The 17353-nt window shown below is 72.0% G+C and carries 14 protein-coding genes and 1 riboswitch; of the genes, 12 read left to right on the top strand and 2 right to left on the bottom strand.

The window, feature by feature from the left end; genetic code table 11:
- Positions 1 to 59: 59 nt before the first annotated feature.
- The 5 genes from C5H89_RS02005 to C5H89_RS01985 are packed head-to-tail and all read left to right on the top strand — an operon-like array spanning position 60 to position 7402.
- Positions 60 to 1367 (top strand): SWIM zinc finger family protein, encoded by a 1308-nt coding sequence (locus tag C5H89_RS02005; protein ID WP_104105720.1) that lies wholly within the window; start codon positions 60 to 62, stop codon positions 1365 to 1367.
- Positions 1364 to 2857, top strand: a complete 1494-nt coding sequence (locus C5H89_RS02000; RefSeq protein ID WP_162799168.1) for a DUF5691 domain-containing protein — start codon at positions 1364 to 1366, stop codon at positions 2855 to 2857. Before C5H89_RS02005 ends, C5H89_RS02000 begins: the two co-directional genes overlap by 4 nt.
- On the top strand, positions 2854 to 3951 hold the full coding sequence (locus tag C5H89_RS01995; protein WP_104105437.1) for an AAA family ATPase: 1098 nt from the start codon (positions 2854 to 2856) through the stop codon (positions 3949 to 3951). Before C5H89_RS02000 ends, C5H89_RS01995 begins: the two co-directional genes overlap by 4 nt.
- Before the next feature lie 5 nt (positions 3952 to 3956).
- The gene (locus tag C5H89_RS01990; protein ID WP_104105436.1) at positions 3957 to 6224 is read left to right on the top strand and encodes a DUF5682 family protein; all 2268 of its coding nucleotides are present in this window, start codon (positions 3957 to 3959) and stop codon (positions 6222 to 6224) included.
- On the top strand, positions 6221 to 7402 hold the full coding sequence (locus C5H89_RS01985; protein WP_104105435.1) for a VWA domain-containing protein: 1182 nt from the start codon (positions 6221 to 6223) through the stop codon (positions 7400 to 7402). Before C5H89_RS01990 ends, C5H89_RS01985 begins: the two co-directional genes overlap by 4 nt.
- A gap of 11 nt (positions 7403 to 7413) precedes the next feature.
- Here C5H89_RS01985 and C5H89_RS01980 read toward each other — a convergent pair whose 3' ends face one another.
- A complete protein-coding gene (locus C5H89_RS01980; RefSeq protein ID WP_104105434.1) occupies positions 7414 to 8580 on the bottom strand; it encodes an alpha/beta fold hydrolase in 1167 nt (388 codons plus the stop codon).
- Positions 8581 to 8676: 96 nt separating this feature from the next.
- Here C5H89_RS01980 and C5H89_RS01975 point away from each other — a divergent pair, with 96 nt between their 5' ends.
- The gene (locus tag C5H89_RS01975; protein WP_104105433.1) at positions 8677 to 10221 is read left to right on the top strand and encodes an FMN-binding glutamate synthase family protein; all 1545 of its coding nucleotides are present in this window, start codon (positions 8677 to 8679) and stop codon (positions 10219 to 10221) included.
- Positions 10222 to 10237: 16 nt separating this feature from the next.
- Here C5H89_RS01975 and C5H89_RS01970 read toward each other — a convergent pair whose 3' ends face one another.
- Positions 10238 to 11677, bottom strand: coding sequence for a trehalose-6-phosphate synthase (locus C5H89_RS01970; protein WP_104105719.1), 1440 nt, complete (start codon positions 11675 to 11677; stop codon positions 10238 to 10240).
- Between the two features lie 191 nt (positions 11678 to 11868).
- Between C5H89_RS01970 and C5H89_RS01965 the strand changes: the two genes are divergently transcribed.
- From C5H89_RS01965 to C5H89_RS18785, 6 genes are all read left to right on the top strand, one after another.
- On the top strand, positions 11869 to 12165 hold the full coding sequence (locus C5H89_RS01965) for a DUF3263 domain-containing protein (RefSeq protein WP_104105432.1): 297 nt from the start codon (positions 11869 to 11871) through the stop codon (positions 12163 to 12165).
- Position 12166: 1 nt separating this feature from the next.
- Positions 12167 to 12673, top strand: a complete 507-nt coding sequence (locus C5H89_RS01960) for a LytR C-terminal domain-containing protein (RefSeq protein ID WP_104105431.1) — start codon at positions 12167 to 12169, stop codon at positions 12671 to 12673.
- An 18-nt stretch (positions 12674 to 12691) separates the two neighbouring features.
- Positions 12692 to 13561 carry a trehalose-phosphatase gene (gene otsB, locus C5H89_RS01955; protein WP_104105430.1) on the top strand — a complete coding sequence of 290 codons (870 nt, stop codon included), beginning with the start codon at positions 12692 to 12694 and terminating at the stop codon, positions 13559 to 13561.
- A 56-nt stretch (positions 13562 to 13617) separates the two neighbouring features.
- A riboswitch (SAM riboswitch) is annotated at positions 13618 to 13753 on the top strand.
- An 11-nt stretch (positions 13754 to 13764) separates the two neighbouring features.
- A complete protein-coding gene (thrC, locus tag C5H89_RS01950; RefSeq protein ID WP_205304814.1) occupies positions 13765 to 15090 on the top strand; it encodes a threonine synthase in 1326 nt (441 codons plus the stop codon).
- A complete protein-coding gene (locus C5H89_RS01945; protein ID WP_104105428.1) occupies positions 15087 to 15362 on the top strand; it encodes a MoaD/ThiS family protein in 276 nt (91 codons plus the stop codon). The genes thrC and C5H89_RS01945 overlap by 4 nt, the downstream gene beginning before the upstream one ends.
- 224 nt (positions 15363 to 15586) lie before the next feature.
- The coding region (locus C5H89_RS18785; RefSeq protein ID WP_205304813.1) for a PT domain-containing protein at positions 15587 to 17353 on the top strand (1767 nt) is incomplete at its 3' end.

Genomic DNA, 17353 nt, shown 5'->3' with positions numbered 1-17353 from the left:
CGGCGGTTGCGCAACTCGACCCCGGGGTGTGGGTCCGCTTTGGTTGGATGTGGCTCGACATGAGCCGTTGGAGCGAGAAGCAGGTCAGGGACGTCGCGCCGGACGCGGCGTCCCTCAGCGCTGCCGCCCGGCTCGCCACTCCCGCCCCGTGGCGCGACACCGGATGCAACGACGTCCTGGTGTGGGGCAAGTGCCAGGGCAGCGGCAAGAGCGCCTACCAGGTCAGCGTCGACCTGACCGGTCCGGCGTACCGCTGCTCCTGCCCCAGCCGGAAGTTTCCCTGCAAGCACGGTCTGGCGCTGCTGATGCTGTGGTCGCGGGGAGCGCTCGACGAGAGCGGGCAGGTGGCCGACTTCGCCCAGGAGTGGGCCGGTCGCCGCGCGGAGAAGGCCGAGCGGACCCAGGAGGCACCGGATCGCGCGCCGGCCGATCCGGCGGCGGCCGCCAAGCGCCTCGAGCAGCGCCTGGCGCTGATGAGTGCGGGCATCGACGACTTCCGACGCTGGCTCGGCGACGTGGCACGCTCCGGCCTGGCCGCGGCTCGCTCGCAGCCCTACGCCTGGTGGGACGGCACGGCCGCACGGCTCGTGGACAGCCAGCTGCCCGGGCTGGCCGAGCAGGTGCGGACCATGGGCTCCCAGGTGCACGCCCGCGAGGACTGGGCCGAGCACCTGCTCGACGTGCTCGGCCGCTGGTGGACGATCACGTGCGCCTGGCAGGACCGCGACAACCTGTCCGAGGACGAGACGGCCGAGCTCCGCGTGGTGCTGGGCTGGGCGCAGGCCGCGGCCGAGGTGCGGGCGGGGCCACCACGACCCGGGCCGTGGCTGGTGCTGGGTGCGCACCGCAGCGACGAGGGCAAGGTCCAGCAGCAACGGACCTGGCTGCGGGGACCGGACGGCGAGGTCGTCCAGGTGCTCGACTTCGCCGGGTACGGCGAGGTGGTGGCCGTGCCGCAGCTGAGTGGTGCGCTCCTCGACGTGGCCGTCGCCCGCTATCCGGGGCACCCGCCCCGACGGGCGGTCTTCGCGGGTGACCCCACCTCCTCGCGGGTGCTCGACTCCCTGCCCGGACGGTCCTCGGTCGCGGACGCCCTCGCGGCGGCGGCAGCCACCATCGCGACGGTGCCGTGGCGCGACCGGCACCCGGTGCTGCTCGGCGACGTCACCGTCGCCCCCGCGGACGCCGGCCGACCGGCGTACCTGCGCGACGATGCGGGACACGTGCTGCCGCTGGTGGAGGACGCCCCGGTGTGGCTGCTGCTCGCGCTCAGCGGCGGGGCCCCCCTGGAGCTCTTCGGCGAGCTGGAGGACGGACGCTTCCGGCCCCTGACCGCGGTGGGCGACGGACAGGTCACCGCCCTGTGACCACCTCCACCTGGCTCTCCGAGCTCCAGTCAGCTGCCCTCCTCGGGACCGCGCGCCGCGAGCCCCCGCTCGTTCCCGCTCTTCCCGGACCCACACCCGGGGAGGCGGGCCGCGATGTTCGACTGCTTGAGCTGGCCGCACTCGCAGACGTGCTCCGCCGCGCCGGGCGGCTGCCGCAGGACGGCCCGGCCACGCCCGCGCCGCCGGCGGCGGAGACGCAGCCGACGGCGCCGGCGCGAGCCATGCAGCTGCTCGAGCTGCTGCTGCGCCAGCCACCCCTGGGCAAGCCGCAGCGCGACCGGTTGGTCGTGACCTGGTTGCAGGCCGCCGCGGCCACCGGCCTCCTGGTGGGGCCCCGGCTGCTGCCCGACCTGTTCCTGCTGGCGACCACGCGACCCGCCGTGGCCCAGGCGCTGCCCGCGGCGGTGGGCGCCCGGGGCGCCTGGCTGGCTGCGCTCAACCCGGACTGGCGCGACCTCCTCCAGGACGGGGCGCGGACGGCCGGCGTCGAGCCGCCACCCCAGCAGTGGGCCGAGGAGTGGCCCAGCCTCCCCACCGTCGCCGCCACCGAGATGCTGACCCGCGTCCGGCGGGTCGACCCCGGCCAGGCCCGCGAGGTGCTCGAGGCGCACTGGGGAACGCTGGGGGCCAAAGAGCGTCGGGCGCACCTGGAGTCGCTGCACGTCGGTCTCGGTCCGGACGACGAGGCGCTGCTGGAGTCGGCGCTCGACGACCGTGCCGCCTCGGTGCGACAGCAGGCAGCCGCTCTGCTGGACCGGCTGCCGGCAAGCGCCCGTGCCGCCCGGATGGCCGGACGGCTCGCCGGCCTGGTGCGGGTGACCGGAATGCTGCGCAAGAGCCTCGAGGTCGACGTCCCCGGCGACCCGGACGGGGCGGGCGTCCGCGACGGACTCGCGCTGCCCCGCGGCGGCGCCGAGCCCGACCGACGGGCCTGGCTCAGGAGCCTGGTCCGGGGCGCGCCCCTGGATCTGTGGACCCTGGTGAGCGGTCGCGACGCGGCGGGCGCCGCCGCGATGGTCGCAGACGACGACGTACGCCGGGCGCTGGCCGAGACGGCGGTGCTGCGGCGCGACCCGGTGTGGGCGGCGGCGCTGCTGGCAGGCGGGGCGACGGAGCCCGACCTGGTCCAGCTGCTGCCGGCCGCCGAGCGCGAGGCACGCGTGGTGTCCCGCCTGCGCAAGGAGGGGCCGGCCCCCGGCGTGCTTCCCGAGCTGGCTGCCCTGCCCACCCCGTGGGGCCTCGAGGTCGCCCGGGCGGTGCTCGACCTTCTGCCGGGCAAGCACGGCGAGCTGGTGGTGCACTCCCTCGGCCAGGGGACACTGTCGGCGGCCCTGCCGGTCGAGCTGGCGCCGGTGGTGCAGCGCTGCCTCGACCGGCTCAAGCCCGAGGACCGTCTCTGTCGACGGGCCCTCACCGACGTCCTCCAGTTCGGTTCCTTCCACTCCTCGATCACGGAGGCCTTCTCATGACCGCCACCTCAGACCAGCCCCGGGTGCTCCGGGAGCACGCCGAGCAGGCCTACGCCGACGAGCTGGCCGCGCTCGCGGAGGTCGACGACCGCCCGCGCCCGCCGTCGTGGCAGCTCTCCCCGTGGGCGGTCTCGACCTACGTGCTGGGCGGCGACCTGCCCGACGGCCGCAGCATCACCCCGAAGTACCTGGGGAGTCGCCGGCTGGTGGAGATCGCCATCTCCTCGCTGGCCACCGATCGGGCGCTGCTGCTCCTGGGCGTGCCCGGCACCGCGAAGACCTGGCTCGGCGAGCACCTCGCGGCAGCGATCAGCGGGACCTCCGGCCTGGTCGTGCAGGGCACGGCGGGAACGCCCGAGGAGTCGCTGCGCTACGGCTGGAACTACGCCCGGCTGCTGGCCGAGGGGCCGACCCGGGCGGCGCTGGTGCCCGGTCCGGTGATGCGGGCGATGGAGAGCGGCCGTCTGGTGCGGATCGAGGAGCTGACCCGCATCCCCGCCGACGTGCAGGACTCCCTGATCAGCATCCTGTCGGAGAAGTCGTTGCCGATCCCCGAGCTCGACGAGGAGGTGCAAGCCACCCAGGGGTTCAACGTCATCGCCACCGCCAACAACCGGGACAAGGGCGTCAACGACCTCTCGTCGGCGCTGCGCCGACGCTTCAACACCGTGGTGCTCCCGCTGCCGGACACCCTCGAGCAGGAGATCGAGATCGTTCGCAGCCGGGTGACCGCACTCGGCAGCTCTCTGCAGCTCCCGGCCGACCTGGAGTCGCTCTCGGAGATCCGCCGGGTGGTGACCGTGATGCGCGAGCTGCGCGGCGGGGTCACGGAGGACCAGCGCACCACCATCAAGTCGCCCTCCGCGACCCTGTCGACCGCCGAGGCCATCTCGGTGATGACCAACGGACTGTCGCTGGCGGCCCACTTCGGCGACGGCGTGGTGCGCGCCGGGGACGTCGCCGCCGGGCTGATCGGTGCCGTGGTCAAGGACCCGGTCCAGGACCGGCTGGTCTGGCAGGAGTACCTGGAGACAGTGGTCCGCAACCGCCGCGAGTGGCAGGACCTCTATCGGGCCTGCCGCGAGCTGGGCTGAGCGCCGTGGCCACGGCGTCCGTCGACGTCCTGGGGGTCCGCCACCACGGGCCCGGTTCCGCGCGCTCCGTCGCGCAGGCCCTCGAGGAGCTGACCCCGGACCTGGTGCTGATCGAGGGCTGCCCGGAGCTGGACGGCGTGGTGGAGCTGCTCGGCGACGCCGCCATGGTGCCGCCCGTCGCCGGCCTCGTCTACGCCGCGGAGACCCCGAAGCAGGCGATGTTCTACCCGCTGGCCGAGTTCTCCCCGGAGTGGGTCGCCGCCCGCTGGGCGCTGGACCGGGGCATCCCGGTGCGGTTCCTGGACCTGCCCGCCAGCCACCAGTTCGGCCTCGCGGCCCAGCAGGACGAGGACGAGGAGGTGACCGAGCGGGCGCCTCGGCCCGACCCGCTGGCGACGCTCGCGGCGGCCGCGGGGTACGACGACGCCGAGCGCTGGTGGGAGGACGCGGTCGAGCAGCGGCACGAGACGGCACCCGAGCGCTTCGACGCGGTGCGCGAGGCGATGGCCGAGGTGCGGGTCCTCGACGAGCGACCCGCCGACGACCCCGACGTGCTGGAGAACGCCCGACGCGAGGCCTACATGCGCAAGATCCTGCGGGCCGAGCTCAAGGCCCTGGACCCGCAGCAGCGGATCGCGGTGGTCTGCGGCGCCTGGCACGCACCGGCGCTGGTGCCCGGGACCTTCCCGCCGGTGAGCCGCGACAACGACCTGCTCCGCAACCTGCCCAAGGTCAAGGTCGCGGCGACCTGGACGCCGTGGACCTCCGCCCGGCTCTCCTACGACTCCGGGTACGGCGCCGGGGTCGACGCACCCGGTTGGTACGCCCACCTGTTCGCCCACTGGTCCCGCCCGGACCTCGCCCGTGCTGACGTGGCCACCACCTGGCTGGTCCGGGTGGCCCGCGCGCTGCGGGGCGAGCAGCTGGATGCCTCGACCGCCTCGGTGGTGGAGAGCGTCCGGCTCGCCACCGCACTGGCAGCGGTGCGTGGTCGACCCTCCGTCGGGCTGAGCGAGCTCGACGACGCTGCGCAGACCGTGCTCTGCGACGGGTCGCGCCTGCCCCTGGACCTGGTGCACCGGACGCTGGTGGTGGGGGAGGAGCTGGGACGGGTGCCGGACTCGGCCCCGACCGTGCCGCTGGCCGCCGACCTCGCCCGCCAGCAGCGGAGCCTCCGCCTCAAGCCAGGGGCGGCGCTCACCACGGTGGAGCTCGACCTGCGCAAGGCTCCGCACCTGGCCCGGTCGGTCTTCCTGCACCGTCTGGCCGTCCTCGGCATCGGCTGGGCGACGCCCGCGGACACGGGGCGGACCACCGGCACCTTCAAGGAGGCCTGGCAGCTGGAGTGGCGACCGGAGATCGCCGTCGACGTGGTGGAGGCCAGCATCCACGGCACCACCGTCGAGGCCGCCGCGGTCTCCCGGGTGGCCGAACGGGCAGCCGCCTCCGACGACCTGGCCGAGCTCAGCGACCTGGTGGGGGCCTGCCTGCTGGCCGACCTCCCCGACGGGGTGCGTGCGGTGCTGGCCGTGCTCGCCGACCGGGCGGCGGTGCAGCACGACGTGCCCGCGCTGCTGGTCACCGTGGAGCCGCTGGCCCGGACGTGTCGCTACGGCGACGTGCGTGGGGCCGACGTCACCCAGGTGCGCGGCATCCTCAGCGCCACCGTGCTCCGCGCCTGCCTCGGACTCGCGATGGCGTGCGCGGCCCTCGACGACGACGCCGCATCGCTGCTGCGAGCCCGGATCGACTCCGCGCACCGGGGCCTGGCGCTGCTCCAGAACGAGGAGCTCGACCAAGCGTGGCGGCAGGGCCTGGAGAGCATCAGCGACGTCGACTCCGTGCACGGCTCCGTCGCGGGCCGTGCCACCCGCCTGCTTCTGGACGCCGGTCAGCTGGACGCCGAGGAGGCCGCCCGGCGGATGAGCCGGCGGCTCTCGCTCGCCGCCCCGGCGGTCCAGGGAGCGGCCTGGCTGGACGGCTTCCTGGCCGGCGACGCGGTGCTGCTCGTGCACGACCTCGACCTGCTGGGGCTGGTCGACGCCTGGGTGTCGGGCGTGGAGGAGGAGGTCTTCGAGGACCTGCTCCCGTTGCTGCGGCGTACCTTCTCCGCCTTCTCCGCTCCGGAGCGACGCACCATCGGAGGCCGGGTGTCGCGCCTGGACGGCACCGGAAGCCCTGAGGTGACGACCGATCTCGGGATCGACCTCGAGCAGGCCACCCCCGCGCTGCTCACCGTGGCCCGCCTGCTCGGCTGGGGGGTTCGCACATGAGGGCGGGGCGTGACCGCCTGGAGCGGTGGCGCCTGGTGCTCGGCGGCGACGAGGGCGACGGGCTGAGTGGCCCGGGCGGCCAGCGGGTCTCGCTGTCGGCCGACGACGCCCGGCGCGACGAGGCGTTGGCTGCGCTGTACGGCGACCAGGCCGGGGAGCGGTCGGCCGGTCTGGGCCGGTCCGCGCCCCGGGTGGCCCGGTGGCTGGGCGACATCCGCGGCTACTTCCCGTCCTCGGTGGTGCAGGTGATGCAGGCCGACGCCATGAAGCGGCTCGGCCTGGCCCAGCTGCTCCTGGAGCCGGAGATGATGCGCGCGGTCCAGCCCGACATCCACCTGGTCTCCACCCTGATCGGACTCGGCCGGGTGATCCCCGAGCACTCCCGCGAGACAGCGCGAGCCGTGGTGCGCCAGGTGACCGACGAGCTGGAGGAGCGGCTGCGGTCCAGGACAGTGCAGGCGGTGACCGGGGCGCTGGACCGGTCCTCGCGGACCCGGCGCCCCAAGTTCCGTGACATCGACTGGGGCCGCACCATCGCCGCCAACCTGCGTCACTACCAGCCCGAGCACCGCACCGTGATCCCGGAGCGACTGGTCGGCCACGCCCGTCGGAGCAGCCAGGTGGAGCGCGAGATCATCCTCTGCGTCGACCAGTCGGGCTCGATGGCGGAGTCGATCGTCTACAGCAGCGTCTTCGGTGCGGTGCTGGCGTCGTTGCGTTCGGTGCACACCCGGATGGTCGTCTTCGACACCGAGGTAGTCGACCTGACCGACGAGATGGACGACCCCGTCGACGTGCTCTTCGGGGTGCAACTGGGCGGCGGAACCGACATCAACCGGGCACTGGCCTACTGCCAGCAGCAGATCGCTCGCCCGAGCGACACCGTCCTGGTCCTGATCAGCGACCTGTACGAGGGCGGGATCGCCGAGGAGATGGTCCGCCGCGCCCGCCAGGTCGTCGACTCTGGAGCAGTGATGATCGCGCTGCTCGCGCTGAGCGACTCCGGTGCCCCCTCGTTCGACGCCCGACACGCTGCCGCCCTGGCCGAGATCGGGGTCCCGTCCTTCGCCTGCACCCCCGACCTGTTCCCGGACCTGATGGCCGCGGCCATCGAGAAGCGGGACCTGGGCCAGTGGGCGGCCACCCACGGGGTGGTCACCACCCACGAGGTGACCTGAGCCGGAGCGGCTCAGCGGGCGAGTGCTCGCGACCCTCCCGAGCCGTGGCGACGCGTGGGGTTCGCCCCGATGGGCGGCCCCGTCTTCTTGCCCGTCTTCTTGGCCGGGCTGCGGCCGGACCACTGGTCGAGCCACTCGTCCAGCACCCGCCAGGTGGTGTCGCGTGCCCGGCGACCGGTCAGCATCCCCAGGTGCCCACCGGGCACCATCTCGAAGCGGACCTCCTTGGCGCCGGTCAGCAGCGGGATCCCGGCGCGGATCGAGGCGATGGGGGCGATCCCGTCCGTGAGCCCACCGAAGAGCAGGACCGGGGCGCTGATGTCGGCGACCCGGATGGTCCGGTCGCCGAGCTCGAACTCGCCCTTGGCGAAGCCGTTGGCCCGGATGAAGCGGTGGTAGAGCTGTCCGAACGTGCGGCCCGGGTAGGCCGCCATGTTGGCGACGAACCGGTCCACCGCCTCGAGCTGAGCGAGGTAGTCGGCGTCGTCGAGGTGCTGCACGGTCACCAGGGGGCGGGTGAGGATCTTCTGGACGCTGGTGAGCTCGAAGGCCCAGCGCACCAGGGGCTGCGGCGCGCCGCCCAGGGCCTGGTAGAGCCGGTTGACCGGACCCCCGGCCGCGGTGAGGTTGAGCAACGGGCGCACCGGGGCCACCAGGGGCACCTCGCGCACGTCGAACGGCGTCCCCAGCACCGTGAGCGAGGCGACCGGGAGTCCCGGCCGGTCGGCGGCGGCGAGCAGGGCGAAGATGCCGCCGAGGCTCCAGCCGACCACGTGCACCGGGCGCCCGCCCGCGTGCCGGGAGACCTCCTCGACGGCGCTCGGCAGCACCTCCTCGACCCAGTGCTCCATGCCCAGGTTGCGGTCGCGGAAGGAGACCGGTCCGTACTCCACCAGGTACGTCGGCCGCCCGCCCGCCACCAGGTGCTCCACCAGCGAGCACCCACGGCGCAGGTCGTAGCAGATCGCCGGAGCTGCCAGCGGGGTCACCAGCAGCACCGGGTCGCCGTGCTCGGGCCTGCCGGCCTCGGGACGGTAGTGGTAGAGCTCGCGAAGCTCGCCCTCGTCGATCAGGGTGCGGGGCGTGGGCCTCAGATCCGCCAGGCCGCCGTAGAGCATCATGCTGGCCACGTTGCCGGCCGCGGAGACGACCTGACCGGGCTTGGGGATCAGATCCATGGCCCCGAATCTAGCCCGCAGACGGGTGCGGGACGGGGTCGACTCGACAAGCCTTGGGCGCTGCGACTAGACACGAACCATGAAGTGGATGAGCAGATGAGCTGGCGTGGAGCAGCAGGCGTGGCGGCTACGGCGCTGGGCGGGGTGGTCGCCTACGACCTGACGCAGAAGAAGCACGCCATCCTGCGCAACTTCCCGGTGGTCGGTCACTTCCGCTACTGGGCGGAGACGGTCGGGCCCGAGCTGCGGCAGTACATCGTGACCAGCAACGACGAGGAGCGCCCGTTCAGCCGGGACCAGCGCCGGTGGATCTATGCCAGCTCCAAGCTGGAGAACAACTACTTCGGCTTCGGCACCGACAACGACGTCGAGCAGGTCTCGGGCTACCCGATCATCAAGCACCGCACCTTCATGGGCTCCGGCGCGGTGACCGCTCCGCACGGCGAGGAGGGGGTCTCGGTGCCCTCGGCCAAGGTGCTGGGCGGACCTCGCGGACGCACTCACGCCTTCCGGCCCCGCTCGGTGGTCAACGTCTCCGGGATGAGCTTCGGTGCCCTGTCCGGCGCGGCGATCGAGGCGCTGAACCGCGGCGCGGACAGCGCGGGCTGCCTGCAGAACACCGGCGAGGGCGGGCTGTCGCCGTACCACCGGGCGGGCGGTGAGCTGGTCTTCCAGATCGGTACGGCGTACTTCGGCTGCCGCGACGAGCACGGCGGCTTCGACCTCGGCCGCCTCAAGGACCTGGTGCAGTCGGCGCCGGTCCGGGCGATCGAGGTCAAGCTCTCCCAAGGCGCCAAGCCCGGACTGGGCGGGATGCTCCCGGGGGAGAAGGTCAGTACCGAGATCGCGGCGATCCGTGGCATCGCGGAGGGCGAGGACTGCGCCTCCCCGAGTCGGCACACCGCCTTCGGCGACGTCGACTCCCTGCTGGACTTCGTCGAGCTCGTCGCGACCGAGACCGGGTTGCCGGTGGGCATCAAGTCGGCCGTGGGCAACATGGAGTTCTGGGACGAGCTGGTGGAGGAGATGTCCGACCGCACCCGGGGGGTGGACTTCGTCAACATCGACGGCGGCGAGGGCGGCACCGGAGCGGCGCCGATGATCTTCGCCGACTCGGTCGCCTACCCGTTCCGGGTCGGGTTCAGCCAGGTCTACCGGCGCTTCGCGGAGGCTGGGCTGACCGACGAGGTGACCTTCATCGGCGCGGGAAAGCTGGGGCTGGCCGAGAACGCGCTGGTGGCCTTCGCCCTGGGTGCCGACATGGTCAACGTGGGCCGCGAGGCGATGATGGCGGTCGGCTGCATCCAGGCCCAGAAGTGCCACACCGACCACTGCCCGGTGGGGGTGGCCACCCAGAACCCGCGCTACACCCGCGGGCTGGACGTGGGGCTGAAGCAGCAGCGCCTGGCCAACTACGTCGTCTCGTTGCGGCGCGACCTGATCAAGGTCTCCGAGGCGGTCGGGCTGCCGCACCCGGCGTTCATCTCGGTCGCCGACATCGACATCCTCGACGGCCAGCGCAGCGCCGTCTCGCTGGGCGACGTCTACGGCTACCGCCCCGGCTGGGGCGAGCTCTCGGGTCCGCTGAAGGAGGACCTGCTGGCGGTGATGGCGGCCCCGCACGCCACCACCTTCGCCTGAGCTCGGCTCGCGGCGCTCAGCTCTGGGAGACCGGCCGCACCGTCTTGCCGTGGTCGCGGCGCACCGAGGAGAGCTCCTCGAGGAAGGCGTCCGCCCAGGCCTTCACGTCGTGCTCGACCACCGTCTTGCGCATCGCCTTCATCCGTCGCCCGAGCTCCCGGGGGGAGGCGTTGTAGGCGTCGAGGAGGGCGGCCTTCATGCCGTTGATGTCGTAGGGGTTGATCAGCCACGCCTGGCGCAGCTCGTTGGCGGCGCCGGCGAACTCGGAGAGCACCAGCGCGCCCTGGCCGTCGAAGCGGCAGGCGATGTACTCCTTGGCGACCAGGTTCATGCCGTCCCGGAACGGGGTGACGACCATGATGTCGGCGGCCCGGTAGAGGGCGGCCATCTCCTCGCGCGGGAAGGAGGAGTGCATGTAGGAGATCGCCGGGCTGCCGATCTTGCCGAGGTCGCCGTTGATCCGGCCCACCAGGCGGTCGATCTCGTCGCGCAGGATGCGGTACTGCTCCACGCGCTCCCGCGACGGGGTCGCGACCTGGACGAAGACCGCGTCCTCGACGTCGAAGTGCCCGTCGGCGAGCAGCTCGCTGTAGGCCCGCAGCCGGGCGTAGATGCCCTTGGTGTAGTCGAGGCGGTCGATGCCGAGGAACACCTTCTTGGGGTTGCCCAGCGCCTCGCGGATCTCCTTGGCGCGCTGCTCCACCCCCTCGGAGCGGGCGAGCTTCTCGAAGTCGGCGGCGTCGATGGAGATCGGGAACGCCGCCGCGCGCACGGTCCGGCCGTCGGGCAGGTAGACCAGGTCGCGGTGCGTCTTGTGGCCCACGCGCTGGCGCACCAGGCGGATGAAGTTCTGGGCCCCGCCGGCCAGCTGGAAGCCGATCAGGTCGGCACCGAGGAGCCCTTCGAGCACCTGACGGCGCCACGGCAGTTGCTGGAAGAGCTCGGTGGGCGGGAAGGGGATGTGCAGGTAGAAGCCGATCCGCAGGTCCGGCCGCAGGTCGCGCAGCATCTGCGGCACCAGCTGCAGCTGGTAGTCGTGCACCCACACGGTGGCGTCCTTGGCGGCGACGGCCGCGGCCTTCTCCGCGAACCGCTGGTTGACCCGGACGTAGGACTCCCACCACTCGCGGTGGAACTCCGGCTTGGCCACGACGTCGTGGTAGAGCGGCCACAGGGTGGCGTTGGAGAACCCCTCGTAGAACTCCTCGACCTCGTCGGCGCTCAGGTGCACCGGGACCAGGTCCATGCCGTCGGCCTCGAACGGCTCGAGGTCCTCCTCGGTGCCGCCCGGCCACCCGATCCAGGCTCCGTCACTGGCCCGCAGCACCGGCTCCAGGGCGCTGACCAGCCCTCCGGGGGAGCGGCGCCAGCCCGGAGTGCCGTCGGGCTGCTCGAACCGGTCGACGGGCAGTCTGTTGGCGACGATGACGAGATCGGCGGAGCCTGTGGAGGTCACGTCCACACCCTAGTGGGCAGCACCCCGTCCGGTTCGCGGACGCGCATGACCGGTGTCGCGGGCTCCCGGTTGGATGTTCTCGCCACGGGTCTGCCACGACTCGCCGAAGCGAATGACATCGGTGTGGTTCGTCGCCTACAGTGGGGCGAGCACGGCACGGACACGTCAGCAGATCCAGGGGAGACACGCACATGGACGCCGCGAACGCCCTCCACGGTCACGAGGAAGAGCCGGCCCGCGGTCTGAGCGAGCGCGACAGCAAGATCCTGGAGTTCGAGCGCCACTGGTGGAAGTACGCCGGCGCCAAGGAGCAGGCCGTCCGCGACGAGTTCGACATGAGCTCGACCCGCTACTACCAGGTGCTCAACGCGCTCATCGATCGCGAGGAGGCGCTCGAGGCCGACCCGCTCCTGGTACGCCGGCTGCGACGGCTGCGCTCGCAGCGCCAGCGCCAGCGCTCCGCCCGCCGTCTCGGCTTCGAGGTCTGAGATGAGCCGCCGCCGTGACGAGCGCGGGGTCGCGTTCCCGTCCCCGCTGGTCATGCTCAGCATCATCGCGATCGCGATGGCCGGCATCGCCTTCGTGGCCACCAAGGACCGGCCCGCCGAGGAGCGTCGCGTGGAGACGGTCTCGCGGGCCGAGGAACCGGCGGTCGACCCGACCGTGACCGAGCCGCCGGCCCCCGAGGCGCCGGCGGTCACCCCGACCGTGGAGCCCGAGCCGGTGATCGAGCGCGGCAAGGTCTACGTCGAGGTCTACAACAACTCGGGGATCCGCGGTCTCGCCGCCAGCACCGCCGCGAAGGTCAGCGGGGCCGGATGGCAGGTCGTCGGGTCCGACAACTGGTACGGCACCGTCCCCGGGACCACCGTCTACTTCCCCGAGCGGCTCAAGGCCGAGGCCGAGCTCCTGGCCCTCGACCTGGGCGTCCAGCGGATGCAGCCGGCCGTCTCACCGATGAAGCTCGACCGCCTCACTGTCATCCTGACCGGCTGAGTCTGGTTGAGTGGGGGCATGGAGTTCCCCACCCCGGAGGTGGCGGCGCTGTACGCCGAGCTCGTGCGCGTCGCCCCAGAACTGGTGATCGGGCTCGACTTCGACGGCACCCTGGCCCCGATCGTCGAGGACCCGACACAGGCGCACATCCATCCTGACGCGCCCGAGCTGCTGGTCGAGCTCGCCGAGCTGGTCGGCGGCATCGCCGTGATCACGGGCCGGCCCGCCCGTCAGGCGCTCGCGCTGGGCGACCTGGACGAGATCGGCACCCGGATCGCCGACATGGGCAAGGAGTTCGTGGTGCTCGGCCAGTACGGCAACGAGCGCTGGAGCTCCCGCGAGCGGCGGGTCGTCTCCCCTCGTCCGCCGGCGGGACTGGCGGCCTTCCTGCGCGAGGTGCCATGGCTGTTGCGCCGGGCTGACGCCGTCGGGGCGTACGTCGAGCAGAAGGGCCTCGCGGTGGCGCTGCACACCCGTCGCCTCGACGACCCGGCCACGATCTTCGCGCGGCTCGTGCCGGTGGTGCAGGAGGTGGCGGGTCGGCACGGGCTGACCGTCGAGCCCGGCCGCCTGGTCGTCGAGGTCAGGGCCCCGGGCATGCACAAGGGGATTGCGGTGGCCGGCCTGGTGGAGCGCCTCGGTGCCGGCGGGTTCCTCTTCGCCGGCGACGACCTGGGCGACATCGAGGCCTTCAACCAGGTCCGGGACCTGCGCGCGGCGGGGATGCCGGCGATGGTGGTGTGCTCCGACGGCGGTGACGGGCCGGACATCCTCAACGAGCTCGCCGACCTAGTGGTCGACGGCCCCGACGGCGTGCTCGCCCTGCTGCGGCAGCTGAGGGACGACATCGCGGCTTCGAGACGGCAAGGACCCGTTTTCCCCGCCTGAGCGCCAACATGTGGGACGCGTGTGCACATTCTGAGACGGCCACGTACGCTCGTGCCAGCTCATCAAGAGGGACTGAGGGAACGGCCCGACGAAGTCCCGGCAACCGCCGCGAGCCTCCTGGCGACATAGTCGTCAGTCGCGGAAACGGTGCTAATTCCGACTCGCGCGAGGTCCGTGCGGGGCAGATGAGAAGGAGGTCCTTCATGAGCGCCGCGACCACTGAGTCCGACACCCCGAGCACCGCCCCGAGCACCACCCCGAGCACCACCCCGATCCTGCGCGAGGGCGCCTTCGGTCATGCGACCGGGCTCTCCTGCCGGGAGTGTGGCCACAAGATCGAGCTCGGTCCGCACTACGCCTGTCCGGAGTGCTTCGGCCCGCTGGAGATCGCCTACGACTTCCCCGCCGTGACGCGGGAGCAGATCGAGGCCGGCCCGGCGAACATCTGGCGCTACAAGGCGCTGCTGCCGGTGCCGGACGACATCGAGCAGAGCCCGAACATGGAGCCCGGGTTCACCCGGCTCCTCAAGGCCCACAACCTGGGGCGCGAGCTCGGGATCGACAACCTGTGGGTCAAGGACGACTCGACCAACCCCACGCACTCGTTCAAGGACCGCGTCGTGGCCTGCGCCCTGAGCGCGGCCCGGGAGTTCGGCAGCAAGGTCTTCGCCTGCCCGTCCACGGGCAACCTGGCCAACGCCGTGGCGGCGGCCGGAGCGCGGGCCGGGATGAAGACCGTGGTCTTCATCCCGAGCAACCTGGAGCGGGCCAAGCAGGTCAACTCCGCCGTCTACACCGACTCGCTGGTGGCCGTCGACGGCAACTACGACGACGTCAACAAGCTCGCCTCCGAGATCGCCGGTGAGGAGGAGGGGTGGGCGTTCGTCAACGTCAACGTGCGCCCCTACTACGCCGAGGGGTCCAAGACGCTGGGCTACGAGATCGCCGAGCAGCTCGGCTGGCGGCTGCCGGACCAGATCGTGATCCCGGTGGCCTCGGGCTCCCAGCTGACCAAGGTCGACAAGGCGTTCCGTGAGCTGGTCAAGCTGGGCCTGGTCGAGGACAAGCCCTACAAGGTCTTCGGCGCCCAGGCCACCGGCTGCTCGCCGGTGAGCGTGGCCTTCAAGGGTGGCGTCGACGCCATCCGCCCGGTGAAGCCGGACACCATCGCCAAGAGCCTGGCCATCGGCAACCCCGCGGACGGCATCTACGTGCTGGACGTCTGCCGGCGATCTGGGGGAGCGGTGGAGGACATCGACGACGACGCCGTGCGCGACGGCATCCTGCTGCTGGCCCGCACCGAGGGCATCTTCACCGAGACCGCCGGCGGCACCACGATCGGCGTGCTGAAGAAGCTGGTGGAGACCGGCCAGCTGGACCCCACCCTGGAGACCGTGGTGATCAACACCGGGATGGGCCTGAAGACCCTGGACGCGGTCTCCGACCGGGTGGGTCCTGCCGCGACCATCCCCCCGACGTACGCCGCCTTCGCCGCCACCGGGCTGACCGAGGAGAATGTGAACCGATGAGCGTTTCCGTCCGAATCCCCACCATCCTGCGCACCTACACCGGGGGTGACTCCGAGGTCAGCGCCGAGGGTGCGGACCTGGCCGGCGTGCTGGACGACCTGGACGCGAAGTTCCCCGGCATCAAGGGGCGCATCCTCGACGAGGCCGGCAAGCTGCGCCGGTTCGTGAACGTCTACGTCGGCAACGACGACGTGCGCTTCCTGGACAACCTTGCGACGCCCACCCCCGACGGCACGCAGATCTCGGTCATTCCTGCGGTCGCGGGGGGCTGAGACGCTCCCCACAATGCGCAGCAAGATGACGGTTCCGCCCCGGACGGAGCCGTCATCACCTATTTTGGGCATGTCCTTGCATCCCACCGATCGAGGATTGACGGGGCTCGGCGCACCATGCGTGGCCGGTCCCGACGCGGCCCGAAGCCGTCGGGCGTCGCGTCGTACTCGACGGAAGGACGCCTGTGGGCCGGGGACCGAGCAGGGTTGCGTGGCTCACGGCCGTGTCCCTGCTGACCGGGGCCCTTTCCGCCTGGCTGCCTGCCACCGCCGCGGAAGCCCCGCCTGACTCGACCCATCCTGAGGTCAGTTGGAGCACCCGGTCCTACGAGCAGGCCTTCACTGTCACCCAGGCTCGCTTCTCCCACGGCATCGACTTCGTCGGACACCCGCTCGACACCGCCTTCGACGACGAGGGTGCGGTCTGGACCCTCGGCGAGTTCAGCATGAGGGTGGGGCGCTCCGTCCAGGAGGAGGTGCGGCGGTTCGACGTTCCACTTGCGACGTACCACGAGGGCGCCGAGCTCCTGGGCTGGACCCGGCCGTTCGGCTCGTCTTTCAAGGGGCAACATCCCCGGGGCTCGGGCAGCGAGCTGGGAGAGTCCGTCGTGACCACCCCCGACAGCGTCTGGGTCGCCTTGGGTGGGACGCAGAGCGGCGGGGTCGGCAACCACTCGATGCTCGTGCGCTACTCGACGAAGTCCCCGTTCACGGCCTGCGCCGTGCCGTTGCCGGGGGACGACAACCAGGTCATCGGCCTGGTGCACGACACCCGGCGGGACCGGATCTGGTTCGCGGAGAGCGAGGGCGACCACCGCACCCGTCCTGGCGTCAAGCACTCGACGATCGGCTGGGTCAAGGCCTCCGGACTGGGGGACCGGTGCCAGAACCGCCTTGACTTCGGGGGCGACGTGCGGCTCGACGAAGCCACTGATGCTGAGGTGCGGGCGGCCGCCCAGATCGCCGTCGACGAGCTTGCCTGCACCCCCGCGGAGGAGAGGGACGCTGCTGCCAACTGTGTCCACCACGGGTCGAGCGACCTTCCGCCCGGCGCCACCCACCTGGCCTACGACGCCGAACTGGACGCCCTGTGGTTCACGAACTGGGCGGACCGCGCGCTGCGCCGCTATGACCCTGCGACGAACACGCTCACCGCGACTTACGCGCCTCCTCGAAGCCCGCTGAAGCACTTCGACACGTTGGCTTGGCAGATCGCCTTGGACCATGACGCCGTGTACTACAACGAGTACGGCGGCAACCGGATCCTGCGCTTGGACAAGGCCACCGGTGCCTGGGGGGTGGTGGACATCCCCGTCGGCCGTGACGTGCAGGTGCACAGCATTGTTCGGGAAGGGACCACCCTGTGGTTCACCGTCGCTGATGAGGACTTCAACGCCCACGCCAAGATCGGTTCGGTCGACCTGGCCAGCTGGACGTCCGGCGGGACCGTCACAGCGGTGCTGTACGACGGGTGGGAGAACCTGCCTATGTCGGCCGCCGCGCCGCGCGGGAACCGGCACTCCTTCCGTGGAATCGACGCGCGTGGGGGCGCGATCGCCATCACCGACCACGGTGACATGCAGACGCTGGTGCTCGAGTCGATAGAGAACTGTGTCGGTCCGTCACCGTTGCCAGTGCCGACGGTGGAGCCGACGGTGGAGCCGACGGTGGAGCCGACGGTGGAGCCGACGGTGGGGCCGACGGTGGGGCCGACGGTGGGGCCGACGGTGGAGCCGACGGTGGAGCCGACGGTGGAGCCGACGGTGGAGCCGAGCGTGGAGCCGAGCGTGGAGCCGACGGTGGAGCCGAGCGTGGAGCCGACGGTGGAGCCGAGCGTGGAGCCGACGCCGACGCCGACGCCGACGTCCGGCCCGACCTGCTGGCGTAGCCCGAGTCCGAGAGCCAGCCCGAGCCCGACGCCGACGCCGACGCCGACGCCGACGCCGACGCCTACTCCGACTCCGACTCCGACTCCGACGCCGACGCCGACG

The organism is Nocardioides sp. 616 (genome assembly GCF_002930065.1).
GTDB classification, from domain to species: Bacteria; Actinomycetota; Actinomycetes; order Propionibacteriales; family Nocardioidaceae; genus Nocardioides; species Nocardioides houyundeii.
The sequence above is the reverse complement of the archived record's forward strand: the minus strand, read 5'-3'. Positions and strand labels throughout refer to the sequence as shown.

Bases quoted from the DNA above. Each gene is read 5' to 3' on its own strand.
- C5H89_RS02005 (WP_104105720.1), top strand. From the start codon at position 60: ATGAGCCGTTGGAGCGAGAAGCAGGTCAGGGACGTCGCGCCGGACGCG.
- C5H89_RS01995 (WP_104105437.1), top strand. From the start codon at position 2,854: ATGACCGCCACCTCAGACCAGCCCCGGGTGCTCCGGGAGCACGCCGAG.
- C5H89_RS01985 (WP_104105435.1), top strand. From the start codon at position 6,221: ATGAGGGCGGGGCGTGACCGCCTGGAGCGGTGGCGCCTGGTGCTCGGC.
- C5H89_RS01980 (WP_104105434.1), bottom strand. From the start codon at position 8,580: ATGGATCTGATCCCCAAGCCCGGTCAGGTCGTCTCCGCGGCCGGCAAC.
- C5H89_RS01975 (WP_104105433.1), top strand. From the start codon at position 8,677: ATGAGCTGGCGTGGAGCAGCAGGCGTGGCGGCTACGGCGCTGGGCGGG.
- C5H89_RS01965 (WP_104105432.1), top strand. From the start codon at position 11,869: ATGGACGCCGCGAACGCCCTCCACGGTCACGAGGAAGAGCCGGCCCGC.
- C5H89_RS01960 (WP_104105431.1), top strand. From the start codon at position 12,167: ATGAGCCGCCGCCGTGACGAGCGCGGGGTCGCGTTCCCGTCCCCGCTG.
- otsB (WP_104105430.1), top strand. From the start codon at position 12,692: ATGGAGTTCCCCACCCCGGAGGTGGCGGCGCTGTACGCCGAGCTCGTG.
- thrC (WP_205304814.1), top strand. From the start codon at position 13,765: ATGAGCGCCGCGACCACTGAGTCCGACACCCCGAGCACCGCCCCGAGC.
- C5H89_RS01945 (WP_104105428.1), top strand. From the start codon at position 15,087: ATGAGCGTTTCCGTCCGAATCCCCACCATCCTGCGCACCTACACCGGG.